At 56.1% G+C, this 17,056-nt stretch carries 16 protein-coding genes and 1 tRNA gene; 10 read left to right on the top strand and 7 right to left on the bottom strand.

Features of this window, described 5'->3' with window-relative positions:
• The 3 genes from VAE55_RS04485 to VAE55_RS04495 all read right to left on the bottom strand — a co-directional run.
• Positions 1-1,268, bottom strand: a 1,268-nt coding sequence (locus VAE55_RS04485) for a tetratricopeptide repeat protein (RefSeq protein ID WP_322814611.1), incomplete at its 3' end; no start/stop codon positions are given.
• A gap of 806 nt (positions 1,269-2,074) precedes the next feature.
• A tRNA-Pro gene (locus VAE55_RS04490) sits at positions 2,075-2,151 on the bottom strand.
• 36 nt (positions 2,152-2,187) lie between these two features.
• Positions 2,188-2,439 carry an ABC transporter ATP-binding protein gene (locus tag VAE55_RS04495; RefSeq protein ID WP_322814612.1) on the bottom strand — a complete coding sequence of 84 codons (252 nt, stop codon included), beginning with the start codon at positions 2,437-2,439 and terminating at the stop codon, positions 2,188-2,190.
• 1,396 nt (positions 2,440-3,835) lie between these two features.
• Between VAE55_RS04495 and cysC the strand changes: the two genes are divergently transcribed.
• From cysC to VAE55_RS04530, 7 genes are read left to right on the top strand one after another with little or no spacing between them, the layout of a single operon-like run.
• Positions 3,836-4,402, top strand: coding sequence for an adenylyl-sulfate kinase (gene cysC, locus VAE55_RS04500; protein WP_322814613.1), 567 nt, complete (start codon positions 3,836-3,838; stop codon positions 4,400-4,402).
• Positions 4,399-5,064 (top strand): phosphoadenylyl-sulfate reductase, encoded by a 666-nt coding sequence (locus tag VAE55_RS04505; RefSeq protein WP_322814614.1) that lies wholly within the window; start codon positions 4,399-4,401, stop codon positions 5,062-5,064. Before cysC ends, VAE55_RS04505 begins: the two co-directional genes overlap by 4 nt.
• Before the next feature lie 13 nt (positions 5,065-5,077).
• Complete coding sequence (gene sat, locus VAE55_RS04510) at positions 5,078-6,223, top strand: sulfate adenylyltransferase (RefSeq protein WP_322814615.1); 1,146 nt, start codon at positions 5,078-5,080, stop codon at positions 6,221-6,223.
• Positions 6,224-6,239: 16 nt separating this feature from the next.
• The gene (locus VAE55_RS04515) at positions 6,240-6,980 is read left to right on the top strand and encodes a sulfite exporter TauE/SafE family protein (protein WP_322814616.1); all 741 of its coding nucleotides are present in this window, start codon (positions 6,240-6,242) and stop codon (positions 6,978-6,980) included.
• A 12-nt stretch (positions 6,981-6,992) separates the two neighbouring features.
• Complete coding sequence (locus VAE55_RS04520) at positions 6,993-7,673, top strand: bifunctional precorrin-2 dehydrogenase/sirohydrochlorin ferrochelatase (RefSeq protein ID WP_322814617.1); 681 nt, start codon at positions 6,993-6,995, stop codon at positions 7,671-7,673.
• Positions 7,670-8,476: a uroporphyrinogen-III C-methyltransferase gene (gene cobA / locus VAE55_RS04525; RefSeq protein ID WP_322814618.1), complete on the top strand. Its 807-nt coding sequence runs from the start codon at positions 7,670-7,672 to the stop codon at positions 8,474-8,476. Before VAE55_RS04520 ends, cobA begins: the two co-directional genes overlap by 4 nt.
• Before the next feature lie 33 nt (positions 8,477-8,509).
• On the top strand, positions 8,510-10,183 hold the full coding sequence (locus VAE55_RS04530) for an NADPH-dependent assimilatory sulfite reductase hemoprotein subunit (RefSeq protein ID WP_322814619.1): 1,674 nt from the start codon (positions 8,510-8,512) through the stop codon (positions 10,181-10,183).
• An 86-nt stretch (positions 10,184-10,269) separates the two neighbouring features.
• On the opposite strand, the gene VAE55_RS04535 is transcribed toward VAE55_RS04530, so the two are convergent.
• The 3 genes from VAE55_RS04535 to trpA are packed head-to-tail and all read right to left on the bottom strand — an operon-like array spanning position 10,270 to position 12,292.
• Positions 10,270-11,211 carry an acetamidase/formamidase family protein gene (locus VAE55_RS04535; protein WP_322814620.1) on the bottom strand — a complete coding sequence of 314 codons (942 nt, stop codon included), beginning with the start codon at positions 11,209-11,211 and terminating at the stop codon, positions 10,270-10,272.
• A 27-nt stretch (positions 11,212-11,238) separates the two neighbouring features.
• The gene (locus VAE55_RS04540; protein WP_012256580.1) at positions 11,239-11,472 is read right to left on the bottom strand and encodes an Lrp/AsnC family transcriptional regulator; all 234 of its coding nucleotides are present in this window, start codon (positions 11,470-11,472) and stop codon (positions 11,239-11,241) included.
• A 19-nt stretch (positions 11,473-11,491) separates the two neighbouring features.
• Positions 11,492-12,292 (bottom strand): tryptophan synthase subunit alpha, encoded by an 801-nt coding sequence (gene trpA, locus VAE55_RS04545; protein WP_322814621.1) that lies wholly within the window; start codon positions 12,290-12,292, stop codon positions 11,492-11,494.
• A 366-nt stretch (positions 12,293-12,658) separates the two neighbouring features.
• On the opposite strand from trpA, the gene VAE55_RS04550 reads away from it, so the two are divergent.
• Complete coding sequence (locus VAE55_RS04550; RefSeq protein WP_322814622.1) at positions 12,659-14,077, top strand: BCD family MFS transporter; 1,419 nt, start codon at positions 12,659-12,661, stop codon at positions 14,075-14,077.
• A 58-nt stretch (positions 14,078-14,135) separates the two neighbouring features.
• On the opposite strand, the gene VAE55_RS04555 is transcribed toward VAE55_RS04550, so the two are convergent.
• The gene (locus VAE55_RS04555) at positions 14,136-14,660 is read right to left on the bottom strand and encodes a hypothetical protein (protein ID WP_322814623.1); all 525 of its coding nucleotides are present in this window, start codon (positions 14,658-14,660) and stop codon (positions 14,136-14,138) included.
• Positions 14,661-14,893: 233 nt separating this feature from the next.
• Here VAE55_RS04555 and VAE55_RS04560 point away from each other — a divergent pair, with 233 nt between their 5' ends.
• Positions 14,894-15,016: a hypothetical protein gene (locus VAE55_RS04560; RefSeq protein WP_322814624.1), complete on the top strand. Its 123-nt coding sequence runs from the start codon at positions 14,894-14,896 to the stop codon at positions 15,014-15,016.
• Positions 15,017-15,061: 45 nt separating this feature from the next.
• A complete protein-coding gene (locus VAE55_RS04565) occupies positions 15,062-15,682 on the top strand; it encodes a LysE family translocator (RefSeq protein WP_322814625.1) in 621 nt (206 codons plus the stop codon).
• The last annotated feature ends 1,374 nt before the right edge of the window (positions 15,683-17,056 follow it).

Raw genomic sequence — 17,056 nt, forward strand, 5'->3', positions numbered from 1 at the left:
CCTTCAAGCTGGGCAATCTCTTCTGGCGACAGGCCCAGTTCTTCGAGGGAGAAGGGTTGTAGGGTCGGTTCGGCGCTGGCCGCAGCAGCGGGCGCCTGGCCTTCAAGCTGGGCAATCTCTTCTGGTGACAGACCCAGTTCTTCGAGCGAGAAGGGTTGCAGGGTCGGTTCACTGCTGGCAGGTGTGGTTTCGGTTACACCTACTCCAATTTCATCAAGTGTCAAGCCGGTTGGTGTAGCTGATGAGAGGGGTAAATCCAGATCAAAATCGAATTCATCCCGCTCGGTAGTTGGTTGTGTCGGTTCAGCCACACTGGTTGCTACTGGTGGCGAAAAGAGCAGCATAGCCAGCAGATCATCGTCTGAAGTGGCAGCTACTGCGGCTGCCACCGGGCTGGCTGCCGGTGTCAACCAGCCTGTCTCGGCAAAGAAATCGTCCGCCGGCGTCGATGCAGGTTGCGCTGCTGCCACTGAAGCTGCGCGTCGCGCCTGCCATTCGGCCTCGTCCCATGCCGGCAGGGAAACGTCAGGTGTTGGTATACCGGCCGGCAGCGTGTCAAACAGGAGTTTCGCAACTGTCTGGTAGGGATCAATACGTTGCGCAACCCGCCAGTAATCAAGCCCGCGCTGATCGCCATCTAATAGCAATATTCCGCCAAGGATCAGATTTGCCTTGAGCAGATGGGGTTGTTGCTTCAACGCATCCTGACACACGGTAGCTGCTTCATCCAGTTGACCGTCTCGCCAGAGTGCTTCAATCAGACCAACCCAGGCATCGAGCCGATCAGGATGCTCAGCAATAACCTGTCGAAATTCGTGGATAGCCTGTGGCAACATATGACCACGGGCGTACAGGCGGGCAAGACCAGGACGGCTCAGACGGAGAGCGGCATGCTCGCTGCCCCAGGCTTCGGTGTAGAGACGTACCAACTGGGCGCGTAGTTCGGGCATATCAGGACGGATCTCCAGTGCCTGCTCGAACTCTGCAATCGCCTTATCTAGCCGACCCTGCCATTCATACGCCATTCCCAGACCAACGTGGGCCGGAATATTTTCGGGGTCAACCTGTAAGACCTGTTCAAACGTTGCCGTTGCCGCAGGCAAATCGCGTTTTGCCAGATATGCCTCACCTAAAAGTCGTTGAGCTTCCAGGTTGTCTGGATGGTGTTCAAGGATATGCTGGATCAGGCCGATTGCCTGCTCGATCTGGTTCGCCTCGAGAAATGTTCTGGCTTGTGTATAGGCGTCTTGCAGGCTAATAGTCACCATCCTGAATCCTCCCACATCATTACTGTTGGCGCCGCCGGAAAGTGAAACATCATGCGTTGAGGGAACGCCATGGCAATACGAATGATATTCGCCGCTTGCAAGCAGTGTAGCACCGAATTATGGCAGGTGTGACACTTCGCAGCAGCTTATGTTTCGCTGCTTCTCAAGCAACGCATACGGCAGCTTACTACGTTCTTTGAGCCACGTCCTTTCAGGAATGTGATGCACTAGCTTGAGGGACACCCTGGTCTATTTTACGCCGGGCAGGAGTTCCAGGTGATAACTGGTAACGATTCCTGCTGTTCGGGTTCCTCGCCAAAAGGCGAACACTATGCAATCTACAGGCTCACATTGTAAACAGTATAGCATATACGTTCACTGCATGCAATGTTTTGCCGGATGCAAACAGAAAATGTTGATTCACAACCTGCCTGAACATCTGATCGCAGAGTGTAACACCAGCTTGAATAACGAATTCTGCAATCCCGGCAGATCGGCGGTAGCACAGCACTTCGGCAACCGAAAGCGAAATCTACACTAGGATAGTGCTTGCGTTCTACGACATTTGCGCAATGATTGACACCATTTGGTATAAGTATCACCACTAAATCATCAATGATGTTGCAGCAAGCGTATGTTTATCTGAAACGAACGTTATGGTAATAACTGATATTATCACCATTGTTTGCAAATCTCGTGTTATACAGCGTCACTCAACATTGGGGAGATAGAACTGAGGTTTGATCTTCTGCCTGACCGGGGGATTAAACGATAAGACTGGCGAGTAAACACTCGCCAGTCTTGTCTGGTCGGGGCGACTGGATTTGAACCAGCGACCTCCTGAACCCCATTCAGGTGCGCTACCGGTCTGCGCTACGCCCCGAACGCCCCTTGATTATAGCGCGGTCGAGGCGAAGAGTCAAACATCACGCCAGATATGCGAGGCGAAGAAGCCGAGCGCAGCGCCGAAGGGAAGCGCGCCACCACCCCATATTAGCACAGCAGGAAAGAGAACTGCCAGCCACTGCTGCCATGGCGCATCAGGGGTTAGCTGGCCGGTGAACAAACCGATGATGACGGTGAATGCTCCGCCTAGTATCATGGCCAGGATGGCCAGGATGAGTGCCCCATACATAGACCAGCGTAAACGACGTGCAGGTGATGGATCCATATCAACACCAGTGAACTCGTTGTTGTCAAAGTGATCCGATACTGTACAGGTATGGTACCTGCAAGTACCTGTCATCGTCAACTCTGAATGAGATCAAACGAGCTGGTTTTTCTTCATCGATGTGCTGGTGAAGGTGTTGTCCTGATCTATCTGTGGTGGACTGAAAATATGATCTGCCACAGCGTCTACCTCATCAGGAAGACTTGAGTCAGACCGCTGTCCTCCGCTCGTCCGCATTGCGGGAGAGGGGCTGGGGGTGAGAGCGTTCAGGATGCCTAAAGACCTACCTCTACGCTTGCATGTGCAGTCTGCCTTTGAATGCTGATGGAAGCGATAGGCATACCTCGACACGTACTTGTAAGACCATGCAAGTGTTACCCCTTTCTGTTATGGTCTCCGCTGACCCGATTCAGTTGCATCGGCACCATTTCTCACTGACACCGGGCTGAGGCAGGGGTAATATCAAATCCAGCAGGTATGACACACCAGCCAGCTACGACCTTGATGCTGTACCCGAATGATGCACCGCCGGACGCCAGGGTAGGTGCGCGGTTGCCGTGCCCCTACCCACTGAGTGAATGCACATTGTTGAGCAAGATGTATCCAGTGTGAGTATCGTGGTGCTGGTGCGGCTGAGTCGGTCACCATTGTAGTGTAGGGGCGCACGGTTGTGCGACCCTACCGGGCGTCGGCAACATCGTTCCTGGCAAGTGTAAGCCAACACATTGTACCTGTGTCTCATACTGATACCACGTGACGTTGTAGGTACGGCATCGTATCGTTCGGGGGAACCAGCGGAGACGGCCACAACGCCGGACATCCGTAAGGGTTTTCAACCAGCCTCACGATCCGTCGGTACACCAGCACCCCGACGGTATAGGTTCCGCCTGTGTACGTCGCTGGCGAGTAAAATGCATCACGGTTGTTTATTCTTGAGTTCTTGATCAAGTATATTGACAAAATTGCCATTCTCCTCTATACTCAAGCCTGCACCGGTGCAATCGTGATCTACCTGGAAGAGAAAGTGAGGGCAACTGTGCAGACGCTCTATGTTCGCACTGCCAGGTTTGGTTCTATCAGTTCATCGCTACGCTGCACTCAGCTTCATGAGGGGCACCGTTTTAATCGGGTTTGGTGTTGTCCATTCATCCCCACTGCCGGCTCCTGTTTGATTGGTTGTACTGGCGGTTCAACCCTCACATAATAGCCGCCTGCCACCTGAGCTAGCGCTATCTGGCTCTGTTGGCTACAGGAGCCTGGAACAGGCAGGCGTTCGACAAAGCTATTAATTCCCCAGTGCCACCGCTGCCATTTGGGAGACCGAAACTTTGCGGGCCGTAGCATCGATATGCTACGGGTGGTCTGCTGTACTCAATTACAGTCTTGGGATAAGGAGATGTTTGTGTCCACTATTCCAACAATCCGATCAGGACTTGTCGTCTGGTTTACCGGGCTTTCTGGCGCCGGGAAAACAACGCTGGCGCGGGCGCTGGCGACGCTGCTGCAAGAGGCCGGCTACCCGGTTGAACAGCTCGATGGCGATGTCGTTCGTGAACATTTGTCGAAAGGGTTAGGGTTTAGCCGCGAAGATCGTGATACGAATATCCGGCGGATTGGTTTTGTAGCCAATTTGCTGGCTAAACATGGTGTCATTGTGTTGGTCAGTGCGATCAGTCCCTACCGGGAAACACGTGCTGAGGTACTGGCTGCCGCACCTAGAAAGCTTGAGGTGTTTGTGGAGGCGCCGCTGGATGTCCTTATTCAGCGTGATGTGAAAGGGCTGTACGCGAAAGCGTTGCGCGGCGAGATTGCGCAATTTACCGGTATCTCTGACCCTTACGAACCTCCGCTGCATCCTGATGTCCATTTGCGCACCGATCTGATGAGTTTGCCGGAGTGTCTGGATCATCTGCTAGCTGCGCTGGAACGGCTGGATATTGTGATGAAGGTGAGTCACCAATGACAACACAATACTGGGACGCGAACACCGACCCCCGTGATGTTATTCGCTGGGCACTTGCCGGTTATGCCGATCTGCTGATGACCAGTGCATTCAATCTTAACGGAGTCGTGCTGATTGAACTGGCGGCTCAGGCCGGTTTTGCGGGCGAGGTGGTTTTTGTGGATACTGGCTACCATTTTCCGGAGACCCTTGCCACTCGTGACCATCTGATCACGCGCTATCCCCAGATGCAGTTTGTCACCCTAAGTGCCGACCTGCCACCTGAACCGTGGGGGGAAGAGCAATTTCGGAGCGATCCCGATGGGTGTTGTCGCGTGCGAAAAGTTGCTCCCCTGCGCGAATATCTGGTGCGCAAGAATCCTTCTGCACTTTTAAATGCTCGCAGTCGTGATCAGGCCGCAACCCGCCGGGAGCTGGGTTTTGTCGAGATTGGCGAGCGGGTGCGGATCAACCCACTGGCCTACTGGCGGCGGGAGCAGATAGAGGCATTTGCGCAAACCCATCACCTGCCGGTGAACCCATTGTACTGGGCCGGTTTTAAGAGTATCGGCTGTTGGCCCTGTACACGGGCCGTGCGCCCTGGTGAAGATGTGCGGGCCGGGCGTTGGTCGGGGAAGGGCAAGATTGAATGTGGCCTATGGATCGGTGAACAATCGCTGTGAACGAGGTGAGGTGATGATACCACGAACGAGTTCTCTCCCGAAGCCGCACGGTGGTGTTCTGGTTGAGCGGATTCGGGTTGCGCATCCACGCGAATATGACCATCTGCCGGCACTTGAGCTTGATGAACGGGCGTATGCCGATCTCGAACTCATTGCCACCGGTGTCTATTCGCCGTTAGAAGGTTTTATGGGGCAGGCCGATTATCTGAGTGTGCTGGAAGAGATGCGCCTGACGAATGGTCTGCCATGGAGTATCCCGATCACCCTGGGGGTATCGGCACAGGATGCAGCTTCCTATCGAAAAACAGTTCGTTTGACGAAGGATGGGCGAACGGTAGGCTTACTTGATGTCGAAGAGCAGTATCGACCTGATAAAGAGCACGAAGCACTGGCGATCTATCGCACCACAGATCTCGCCCATCCCGGTGTTGCGGCGCTGTTTGCGCGAGGGGATGTCTATCTGGCCGGTACGGTGCAATTGCTGACCCTGGATCGGGGACCATTCCCCGAACACCACTATACGCCTCGCGAGACGCGACAACTGTTTCAAGAGCGGGGCTGGCAGACAATTGTCGCTTTCCAGACCCGAAATCCCATTCATCGTGCCCACGAGTATTTGCACAAAGTCGCACTAGAGTCGCTCGATGGTCTGTTCCTGCACCCGCTCGTCGGCTCTACCAAGTCGGATGATGTTCCGGCCTCGGTGCGGATGGCAGCCTATAAAGTTCTCCTTGAACTCTACTATCCGCAAAACCGAGTGTTGCTGGGTGTCTATCCGGCAGCAATGCGCTACGCCGGGCCACGTGAAGCAATTCTGCACGCCATCAGTCGCAAAAACTACGGCTGTACCCATTTCATCGTGGGGCGCGATCACGCCGGCGTTGGCAACTATTATGGTCCGTATGAGGCGCAGGCCATCTTTGACCATTTCCGTCCAGAGGAGATCGGCATCCATATTCTCAAGTTTGAGCAGACCTTCTATTGCGTAACCTGCGCCGCAGTTGTCTCACCGCGCACCTGCCCTCACGATACCCAACATCACCTTGTTCTTTCAGGCACGCGGGTACGTGAATTGTTGCGCACAGGATCGCCATTACCGCCGGAGTTTACCAGACCCGAAGTAGCTGAAGTATTACGCGCTGCTTACCAGACGCTGTAGCCGGTACGAGGGTAAGATGCTCGAAGTGTTGCTGGGTTTGCTCATTGCTGTCAGCATTGGTCTGACCGGTGTTGGTGGCGGCACGATCACCACATCGGTGTTGATCCTTGGTCTGGGGATTGCGCCGGAAGTAGCGGTAGGCACAGCGCTGTTGTTTGCGCTGTGCGCCAAAATTCCGGCTGGCCTGATCTACTGGCAGCAGCAACAGGTACATCAGCAGACCCTCGCCCGGCTGCTGGCCGGTGGTGTACCGGCTGTTGTGATCGGTAGCTTTCTGTTACACGCTTTGAAAAGCTATCGCGATGTAGTGCTGGTCGGTATTGGTTTGATCGTGCTGATGGCCGCAGGGATCAATCTGTTCGTGACCCTGATCAAAGTGCCCTCATTTCATCTCGCACCGGGTTGGATGATTGCCGGCGCCGGATTTATCGGTCTTGAAGTAGGCTTCTCATCGGCTGGAGCAGGGGCTTTGGGCACGTTGTTACTGCTCAATACGACACGGCTCTCGCCCCAGGCGGTGGTTGGCACCGATCTCTGGTTTGGTCTGATCCTCTCGGCAATTGGGGGCGGAATCCATACCGTTTTGGGGCAATTCGATCTCTGGTTATTTCTCAAGCTGACCGGTGGCGGCGTGATCGGCTCGCTAGCGGGAGCCTGGCTGGCCCAGCATGTCAGTCAGCGGCCATTCCGCCTGGGACTGCTGGTGTGGATGATGGTCATTGGCTCACACCTGGTGTTTCGCAGCCTGAGGCGCTGATTGAGGTGATGTATGTACTATCCGGTGATGCTGGATTTACGCGATAAAAAGGTGCTCTTCATCGGGGGTGGTATCGAGACTGAGGTCAAGGTGCAGCGACTGGTGGATGCAGGCGCACGGGTCAGACTCATCTCACCGTTTGATCATCCGGCGCTGGATGCACTCGTGCAGGATGGCCGGCTCGACTGGCAACGACGTGCGTATCACTATGGTGATCTGGCAGGCTTCATGCTCTGTTTTGTCCATCTGCCAGATACAACCCTCAATGCCACCATTGCTGCCGAAGCCCGTGAACGCGGAATCTGGCTGAACGCAGTCGATGATTCGCCCCATTGCGATTTTATCTTGCCCTCGATTCATCGTCAGGGTGATCTGGTCATTGCCATCTCGACCAGTGGCGTCGCACCGGCGCTGGCAGTGCGGATCAAAGAGCATCTGAGTGCAGTGTATGGCCCAGAGTACGCGGCATTTCTGGATGTGCTGCGCTCGTTTCGCTCGCTGGTCAAACAGGCTTACCCACATAGCTTTGCCGAACGACGCGCTGCCTGGTACCGCCTCGTAGACAGTGAAGCGCTGACTATGCTGCGGACAGGCGATTACGTTCAGGCGCAGAATCTGCTCTGGCAGGCTCTGTACGACACTGCTTCCGCTGTACCGGTCGATCTCAGCCTGCATCAACAGGAGGTGGTATGAGCAAGGTTTACCTGGTGGGTGCCGGCCCCGGCGATCCTGAATTACTTACGCTCCGTGCGCTACGGGTGCTCGGCGAAGCTGATGTGGTGCTGTACGACCGCCTGGTGTCTGCGGAGATTCTGGCGTATGTCAACCCGCAAGCCGAACGCATCTACGTCGGTAAAGCAAAGGGTGACCAGGATCGGGTGCAACGTGAGATTCTTCATCTGTTGTTGCATTATGCCCGCGCCGGACGCACGGTCGTGCGCTTGAAGGGCGGCGATCCCATGGTCTACGGGCGTGGTGCTGAAGAGTGGCTCTTTCTGGCTCAACACGGCATTACCGTTGAGTTGGTGCCCGGTCTCAGTTCAGCGCTGGCGTTACCGGGAATGGCCGGTATTCCGTTGACATTACGCGGTATTGGGCGAAGTTTTGCCGTGATCTGTGGTCAGGAGCAGGGTGGTGCTGCGCCTGAAATAACTCCCTATGCCCGGATCGATACTCTTGTGATTCTGATGGGGGTTGAACGGCGGGCAGAACTGGCGCAGGCGCTGATCCAGGCCGGTCGTGACGCCTGGGAACCCTGCGCTTTTATCGAGAACGGCTCTACACCCAACGAACGGATTGTGCTGGCAGCGCTGGAAGCTGTGGCGCAGGGGCGGGTTGCGGTTCAGGCACCGGCAGTCTGGGTGATCGGCCCGGTGGTGGCGGTGCGCGAGCAATTGCAGGCGGTGGCTGCTGATGAACCGGTACATGCAATGCCTGTTCCGGCTTACAGCGGGATGCATCAGGCCAGGGACGTGGTCGTGGTTGAACGCGGATAGCAATCCGTGAAGCTATGAGTGCGGAGAAAGTTTATGACGGATACACCCAGACTTTCAAAAGTTGAGCAGATCAAACTGGCCAGCCGGCATTTGCGAGGGCCGGTAGATCACGAGCTGCACGACGGAAACGATCACTTCAGTGATGAAGGGTATCAGATTCTCAAGTTTCACGGCATTTATCAACAAGACAATCGCGATGTGCGTAAAGCCCGCAAAGCGCGGGGATTGGGGCCGGAGTATTCATTTATGATCCGGGTGGCTATTCCCGGTGGCCGGCTTAGCCCGGAACAGTATCTGACCCTCGACCGACTGGCGGATGCGTTGGGCAATACCACGTTGCGTTTTACCACTCGCCAGGCCATTCAGTACCACGGTGTGCGCAAGGGTGGCCTGAAGCCGCTGATTCGCACGCTCAACCGTCATCTGCTGACTACACTCTCGGCATGTGGTGATGTAGTGCGGAACATTGTGGCCTGCCCTGCCCCTTTTGTTGATCGTCAGCGGATCGAGCTGATGCAGTATGCGAAAGCTCTTTCTGATCGGCTGAAGCCAAAGACCCGTGCCTACTACGAAATCTGGCTCGATGGGGAAAAGGCGGCGAGTCTGGAAGAGGATGAACCGCTCTACGGTGCAACCTATCTACCGCGCAAGTTCAAGATTGCCTTTGCCTTCCCCGGCGACAACTGTGTTGATGTCTATACCCAGGACATTGGAATTGTGCCGTGGATTGAAGAGAGTCTGCAAGGGTTCACCATTCTGGTCGGTGGTGGTCTGGGCCAGAGTCATGGGGTCAAGGAAACCCATCCGGCACTGGCAAAGTCGCTGACCACTGTAGCTCCCGCCCAGCTTTTTGAGGTTGTGGAAGCGATTGTGAAGGTCCAACGCGATCATGGCCGACGTGATGACCGCAAGCTGGCCCGGATGAAATATCTGGTTGAGAGTTGGGGCATCGAGCGGTTCAAAGCCGAGGTCGAGCGCTACGTTGGCTATGCGTTGCCTGAACCCAGACCGCTCACGTGGCTCAGCGCCGATGATCACCTGGGCTGGCATGAACAGGGTGATGGCCGGCTCTTCTTTGGCCTGTTTGTCGAAAATGGGCGGGTCAGAGATCATCTCCGGGCAGCAATTCGAGAGGTTGTGCAGCGTTTCGGCCTCGAAGTTCGCCTGACTCCGCAGCAGAATATCCTGTTCGTGAATATTCAACCGGCTGATCGTTCGGCCATCGAGGCAATCTTTCGCCAGTATGATGTCGCGCTACCCGGTACCATCCCGCTCGTTGTACAGAACGCGCTGGCCTGTCCAGCTCTCCCCACCTGTGGTCTGGCAATTACCGAAAGCGAGCGGGTCATGCCGCAGGTGATTCGTGACATGAACGCCCTGCTGGATCGGCTGGGACTCCACGATGGCCCGGTTCCGCACGTCAGAATGACCGGCTGCCCCAATGGGTGTGCCCGACCCTATACCGCTGAAATCGGATTGGTAGGGCGCAGCCTGAATTCCTACACCATTTATCTGGGTGGCAGTCCTTTGGGAACCCGCCTGGGAGAAGTCTATCTCGATAATGTCAAGCGCGAGGAGATTGTCGCACGGCTGGAACCGATATTGCTACTCTATCAGCGCGAACGCAACCCGGGCGAGTCCTTTGGTGATTTCTGCCATCGGCTGGGTAGGGCAACCTTGCAACACCTTGCCGGGCAGAACGAATAACAAACTATCGGGGGTAACAGCAATGCGTTACCCCCAGTTCCTGACAGATATGGTGTTGTTGTGTAGATATTTGTCAACCGACCATCTCACGAGCGGAAGACGCTCAACGCCATATAAAACGAGACACACCAGTTCGGGGCATCAACGATCTGGCTAATGCGTAGATCGCCGGCCAGACTGCACAGCACGTAAGCATCTTCACGGCTCAGGTGATAATTATCGGTAAGCCATTCAATCATATCGCGCACTGCATTGCGGGCGTTTTCCATCAGATCAGGGCCGATAGCCGTCGTTACGTAATATCCACGAGCATCGTATGCCGGCTGAATCGGGCCGGGTGGTGTGTAGAAGTGGTAGCGCCACGGCTTTAATGAACGACCCTTGATCACGTTGAAGCGCAGCGAGAATTGCATCGGGCACTCGATGCCGGTGACGCACACTTCACCATCGCCCTGCGCTGCATGGCAATCGCCTGCCGAGAAGAGGGCGCCCGGCACGAAGACTGGCAAGTAGAGTTTGGCCCCAACATTAAGATGGCGGGTGTCAATATTGCCGCCCCCTTTGCCGGTTGGCAGCACATCGAAGGCGCCAGGTTCGTCGAGAGCGACCCCCATCGTGCCACAGAATGGCTGAAGCGGAATATGGATGTCATCGCGGAGGGGAGCAGTTTGGCCGTTGCTCAGGTCGAAATGGCGAATATACGGCACTGTGAAGTCTTGAGCAAGTAACCCCAGACCGGGAATAATTCCTGTCCAGCCCCAATCGAGCGGTTGCAGGCGCAGAATCTCAACTTCCAGAATATCGCCGGGTATAGCGTCTTTTACAAAGATCGGACCAGCCAGCGGGTAGAGTTGTCCGAAGTCGAGATTGAGTAACACACTGGCATCGCAGCCGGGTGTTACCTGATTGTTCGTTACCTCTGCCGTCTCGCAGTGGACAACGTCGCCAGAAGCGATCTCGATTGCCGGGGGTAAGCTGTTGTCCCACTTGTGATGGACTTTGCCTTTTTCCAGGACGTGCTCAGCCATAGTAATCCCCTTCTGTTGTGCCACACTTCATCCAATGACCATGCAGGTGATTGTGCGCTTGATCCCGCTAATAGCGTGAATTTCACTCATCACCAACCGCCCTATTTGGCGTGGATCAGGCGTTTGCACGGTTGCCACAATGTCGTAGGGGCCGGTCACAGCATCGACTGCAATCAGGCCATCAATGGCGCGCAACGCGGTCAATACTTCACCGATCTTGCCCGACTCAGCCTCGATCAAGACATACGCTCGCGCTTCCATGACAATGCTCCTCTCTTGATTACGGTCGTGCAACGGCGCTCAACAGTTCGCGAATATACGCAGCGGCACCACTCACCCGGTTTTCGGGTGGCAGACGTTCCAGGCGATCAATTAAGGCACTGCCAACAATCGCTCCATCGACAATTCTGGCTACTTCGGCAATATGCGCTGGTTGGCTGATCCCAAAACCGACAACCAGTGGCAGGTTCGTCTGTTGGCGCACATTGGCAATCAGATCGGTCAGATTCCCGGCTAAAGTCTGCCGGGCACCAGTCACACCGGTTAGCGAGACGATGTAAAGAAAGCCACTGGCCTGGGCAGTAATCTGGCTGATCCGGGCCGGCGGTGTCGTGGGGGCGATGAACAGTATCAGGTCGAGCTGGTGAGCAGCGGCAAGCTGACGAAGATCATCTGCTTCTTCGAGCGGCAGATCGGGAATAATCCAGCCGTCGCCTCCGGCTGCTGCCAGATCGGCACAGGCGCGTTCGAGACCGTAACGTAGCAACGGGTTGTAGTACCCCATCAACAGCAGGGGGGCCGCCACCCGACGGGCCCGTAATTCGGCGACCGTTGCAATACAATCGGCAATCGTAATCCCGTTTTCCAGAGCGCGCTGGGTCGCCCGCTGAATGGTCGTGCCGTCTGCCAGCGGATCGGAGAAGGGGATGCCCAATTCAAACAGACTGGCGCCGGCTGCTTCGAGGGCCGGTACCAGTTCAAGGGTGCTGGTGCGTTCGGGAAAACCTACGGTCAGGTATGGCATTAGCGCAATACGCCCCGCAGCGCGGAGTCTGGCAAATGTTTCGGCTATTCGACTCATAGTGCGTTCTACAGGTAGAGAGGTCAATCGCTGTACCTGACATCATACCACAGGTTCGGGCATGCGCCATGGTGTGGACAAAGAGTGTGTTCTGGTCGGGGTACCTGAACTGGATCAGAGGTGTGACGATACATCGGCGAGCAACTGTGTCATGTTGCACACAGCGAGCTATGGGAAGTCTGAACGCATCAGGGCTATCGGTGGATGACCATTGCGCCCACTAAGGCAAGACAGTGCATCACGGCGTGTTAAAAGCCGAGGTTCATGTAATGGTGGTGTAAACTGAACCAACCCTACCTTATCTTCGCATGACATGGCGTGCTATAATACGACACAACACCGCGCTCTAGCCCAAGGAGCTGGAAAATGGCAATGGCAGATACATTGCTACGCCCATTTCGTCAGGCCCAACACTGGCTGGCTGCCCGTCCTCGTTTGCGGATGTGGCTGCGGGTATTACGTCTGAGTCTCTTCCAATTTGGGATGGGACTCTCGCTGGCTCCGCTGACCGGTACGCTCAACCGTGTGCTGATTAACGAGTTAGGGATTGCAGCGTTCCTGGTAGGTTCATTACTGGCTCTCCACTACTTTATCTCACCGGCCCGTGCCATTGTCGGGTTCAAGTCGGATGTTCATCGAGCTGCCGGACGCTGGCGTACCCCCTATCTAGTACTCGGTGCGATGCTGACCTACGGTGGCCTGGCGACTGCTCCCTTCTCGCTGATTCTGCTGAGTGGTGAAGGCTACTTACCATTCCCGTTAGCGGTCATTGTTTGTTTTGCGATCTTCTTCGCCTACGGTCTGGGTGTGAACATTGCCGAGACGATCTATCTCGCTATTGTCAGTGATGTGACGCCGGCAGAAGAGCGTGGTCGAGTGTTGAGTCTGCTCTGGGTGGCGCTGGTCTTGGGGACGATTGTCGGTTCGTTGCTGATCGGTGAACTGTTGATCGACTATAGCCATACCCGGTTGATCCAGGTGATGCAGGGATCGGCGTTAGCCTTTGTATTCCTGACTTTCCTGTCAATGCTCGATCAAGAGCGGTTGAAGCCGAACGGCGAGCTGGTTGATTTCACCCCGGTACGGGTGCGTGAGACGCTTGGTGAGTCGTTGCGCATGCTGGCAGCGCAGCGCCCGCTGCGGAACCTGTTCATCGTGCTGGCACTGGCCACGACCGGCTTTGCTGTGCACGATGTGCTGCTCGAACCATACGGCGGTCAGGTGTTGGGGATGAGCGTGGCCGAGACGACGCGCCTGACGGCGGTTTGGGGCGGTGGGATGTTGACCGCGATTGTCTTAACCGGCTGGCTGCTCTGGCGTGGTCATCCGGCGTTGCGGATGCTGGGAGGCGCTTCGATCCTGGGTGTGGCCGGTTTTGCGACCATCAGCCTGGCCAATACTCCCGATCACGTTGGGCAATTCCTGGGAGGGATTGCTCTGATCGGGATGGGGCGCGGAATGCTGATTGTCGGTGGCCTTGCGCTGGTGATGGGGTTGTGTGACCGTTCCCACGCCGGTCTGTTCCTTGCCCTGTGGGGTATTACCCAGGCGCTATCGCAAGGGGTCGGAACGATTGCTGCCGGCCTGGCCCGCGATATTATCGGCAGAATGAGTGGCGTGGTCGCCAGTGGCTATATTGCCGTCTACCTGAGTGCGTTGCTGCTGATTGCGGTAGCCGGGTTGCTGCTCCTCGTCCTCAGTTTGCGCGGTCAGCTCCGCGCCGAGCAGGTGCGTTCGCCGTGGAGCAGCCTCGAACAGGTGAATGCCGATCAGATTATTTTCTAAGTCGCTTTTCAGCGCGAACGCCCCCGGAGATGACGAACCTCCGGGGGCGTTGCCTTCCTCAGTCAGCATGTCGTCGCCAGATCAGGCCGAGACCGATCACGATCAAGACGAGTGGCCAGACCCAACCAGCCTGATTGAAAATCAACTCCAGCAGCGTCACCCCACTTTTACCGATGATGAGCAACGAACCGATAGCGGCCATAATCCCGCCGGGAATGAAGGGCCACCAGACCCGTTCATTCGCGAAGAGTGCACTTAAGAGCGGGATCACTGCCCAGCCGACCGCAAAGGAGAGCAGGAATACGCCACTTTCAGCCTCTTCGGCCAGCGGCAGCACATCGGTCAGAATGGCACCCAGGCCGATCCCGCCAAGAATACCCGCCGGAATAAACCAGCCGCTGCAGCGAGTACGGATGCCGACTGCGGTGAAGATGATGGCCAGTGCGGGCAGGATCGGTAATCCGGTGTCGATAACATTTCCCAACAACAGGACGACCCCAATCGCGATCAGGGAAATACCAATCGTTGCCCGGTCGCCATGTTTGGTGGTGGTTGGTTCGGTTACAGACGTTTCGGTGGTCATTGTCTACCTCTCTTTCGCTGACTACCTTCTCTGCCTCTACTATACAAAGGAATGGGCTGAGCCAACAGTGTCAAAGGTCAGATGTTGGTCATATCGTGGTATATGACGGTTGGCATAGTGCCTGCCGTCGGTGATGTGTAGGTGTGAGCACGAAACTCTTTCCCGTGATCAACCTGCTGGTGAATATCAAGAACGAGGATTATTCACTGTGCGCGTCTGCCTCTGGTGCGCATATGTGTAGACTCTGGAACCTGCTTTCGGTACGCATCTGGACTGCGGTAGGCAATGGTTTGTGCCAGGTCTTCGCCGACACACCTGCGGTACAAACCTGGTTGCGCTCGCAGGTGCCGGCTTGAGGTATAGTAGTCTGAATAATGCTCGTTGATTTTTATGGAGTTGCTATGGTTCCCGAACGCCTGATCGCCTACACGATTGCGGTTGCCATCCTGACCCTCATCCCCGGTGCTGACACCATGCTGGTGCTGCGTAATGCTCTGGTGCGCGGGCGCCTCGCCGGTATTGCAACTGCCTTTGGTATCGGGAGTGGTCTGTTCGTGCAGGCAACCCTCTCCGGTTTGGGGTTAGCCGCGATTGTGCTCCAGTCGGCACAGCTCTACCACGCACTCAAACTGGCTGGTGCCTGCTATCTGGCCGGGTTAGGTCTGTGGACGATTATTACCACCTGGCGACAACGATCAATGGAGGAACCGCATCTGCCCGTCGGTCAAGAGCGCCATGCCTTTATCGAGGGTTTATTGAGTAACGTACTCAATCCAAAAGTTGCGGTGTTTTATCTGGCATTTTTGCCGCAGTTTATCGATCCAGGCGATCCGGTCTTGTGGTCGGCACTCGCGCTCACGACCATCCACTTTATGCTCAGCATTCTCTGGTTTTCAACCCTGACCTTTGTCGTCGCCGGGGTTAGTGTCTGGCTACGCCGCAGTGACGTGCGTCGTCGGCTCAACTATGCCACGGGAGTGGTACTGGCCGGTTTGGGTGTGCGGTTGGCGGTTGAGGCGTAATTCAGGCGCAGAACATGCTTCGGACAGTTCTCGTGTGGGGCAGGTGTCCATCATGGTCATGAGATGATAGGAGCTTGTGTCAAATCTTGAGCGATGCTGTACATTAGTCAGGTCGGCAGACCTGTGCGGGAGCGCTGCCAGGCGTATCACCAGCGAGTCGCCAGGACGTGTCGCAGATGCACATTCGCGCTCAGGTGCCGCGCCGGGATAATTGATGGCAGGAGTGGCGTGTGTGCGTTGCTACCACCTACGACATCCCCCCAGCCTACACTGTCCCTGCTAGGGCGGAAGCACGTTCTCAGCTCCCCCCAGAGGCAATGCATTACCCATAACTATACACAAGGTGTCAATCATGTGCTATCGGGAGCAACATGCCAGGGAACAGTCGTATCGTGAGCGGTGCGCATCAGGAACGGAACGCGGCCTGATTGCAGCAGGAGACGTCGTGACGAACCGTGGGGCAGGGTGCTTGAGTTGATGTCATCACGCTGTGCTATCGTGCGCCTGTCGCCTACGCGACCCTGATGATGGTGATGCCTGAACGCAGGCTGACCGCCTGCCCCACAGCGTGTTGGTGCCGGTGGTGTGTAGGGGCGGGTTCTCAACCCGCCTCTACGGACGGTATCTGTACCGTTTACCTGACTATCCACAGGATGCGGTGGATGGGCATGTCTTGCATCGCGTGCCGTGGCGTGCAATAGATGATTGTTTAGATGTGATCGCAGCCGCTACGCTCCCCGCCCCCACGCAGCGCTATGCATCACCCATACCCAGGTTGCCACCTTCTTCGCTCATGAGCAACGCCTATCTGATTGTGCGCGTTCCTGGGCACTATCGTGTTGCATCGCTGTCGCGTGGGTTGCACATCACGCATGGGCAGCGGATGGTCGTAGTGGTAGCGGCGGTAGACAGTGTATCCGACCGTGGGGCAGACTGGAAGCCTGCCAGCGGGGCCAGCACCTGCTGGCAGTGGCGATGATGCTGGCACGCGGACTGGAAGCCGGTGCCACGGGGAACGCTTGCAGCCCGGCCTAACGCAGCGTGACATGTGGGTAATGCACAGGTAGCGTGGGATCGGGGTCGGGGAGAAGCCGTGCAGCGCATCCCCAGGCGCTATCACCTATAGACACTCACCTGTTCTATCTGCCCTTGAATTGCTGGGGGAGTAAACTGTTCAGCGGGGGTCAGCAGCGTGTGTTATGCCAGGTCAGTGGACGAGCCAGCGGCTCGCGCTTCCAGGGGATATGCCAACGCCTTTGCCCAGAAAGTGCATTGCTCAGGCGCAACGCTGTGGTAGTAATACCAAATCGTCATGACACCATCGCAAGCTCGGCTTCAACGAGATAGGCATAGCCACTGAGGGAGTGGAGGCGC

The sequence above is a fragment of the Chloroflexus sp. genome, from assembly GCF_034432675.1.
In the GTDB taxonomy this organism is placed as follows: Bacteria; Chloroflexota; Chloroflexia; order Chloroflexales; family Chloroflexaceae; genus Chloroflexus.

Excerpts from the sequence above, each read along its gene's own strand:
- VAE55_RS04495 (WP_322814612.1), bottom strand. The coding sequence starts at position 2,439 with ATGGATCCATCACCTGCACGTCGTTTACGCTGGTCTATGTATGGGGCA.
- cysC (WP_322814613.1), top strand. The coding sequence starts at position 3,836 with ATGTTTGTGTCCACTATTCCAACAATCCGATCAGGACTTGTCGTCTGG.
- VAE55_RS04505 (WP_322814614.1), top strand. The coding sequence starts at position 4,399 with ATGACAACACAATACTGGGACGCGAACACCGACCCCCGTGATGTTATT.
- sat (WP_322814615.1), top strand. The coding sequence starts at position 5,078 with ATGATACCACGAACGAGTTCTCTCCCGAAGCCGCACGGTGGTGTTCTG.
- VAE55_RS04515 (WP_322814616.1), top strand. The coding sequence starts at position 6,240 with ATGCTCGAAGTGTTGCTGGGTTTGCTCATTGCTGTCAGCATTGGTCTG.
- VAE55_RS04520 (WP_322814617.1), top strand. The coding sequence starts at position 6,993 with ATGTACTATCCGGTGATGCTGGATTTACGCGATAAAAAGGTGCTCTTC.
- cobA (WP_322814618.1), top strand. The coding sequence starts at position 7,670 with ATGAGCAAGGTTTACCTGGTGGGTGCCGGCCCCGGCGATCCTGAATTA.
- VAE55_RS04530 (WP_322814619.1), top strand. The coding sequence starts at position 8,510 with ATGACGGATACACCCAGACTTTCAAAAGTTGAGCAGATCAAACTGGCC.
- VAE55_RS04535 (WP_322814620.1), bottom strand. The coding sequence starts at position 11,211 with ATGGCTGAGCACGTCCTGGAAAAAGGCAAAGTCCATCACAAGTGGGAC.
- VAE55_RS04540 (WP_012256580.1), bottom strand. The coding sequence starts at position 11,472 with ATGGAAGCGCGAGCGTATGTCTTGATCGAGGCTGAGTCGGGCAAGATC.
- trpA (WP_322814621.1), bottom strand. The coding sequence starts at position 12,292 with ATGAGTCGAATAGCCGAAACATTTGCCAGACTCCGCGCTGCGGGGCGT.
- VAE55_RS04550 (WP_322814622.1), top strand. The coding sequence starts at position 12,659 with ATGGCAATGGCAGATACATTGCTACGCCCATTTCGTCAGGCCCAACAC.
- VAE55_RS04555 (WP_322814623.1), bottom strand. The coding sequence starts at position 14,660 with ATGACCACCGAAACGTCTGTAACCGAACCAACCACCACCAAACATGGC.
- VAE55_RS04560 (WP_322814624.1), top strand. The coding sequence starts at position 14,894 with ATGTGTAGACTCTGGAACCTGCTTTCGGTACGCATCTGGACTGCGGTA.
- VAE55_RS04565 (WP_322814625.1), top strand. The coding sequence starts at position 15,062 with ATGGTTCCCGAACGCCTGATCGCCTACACGATTGCGGTTGCCATCCTG.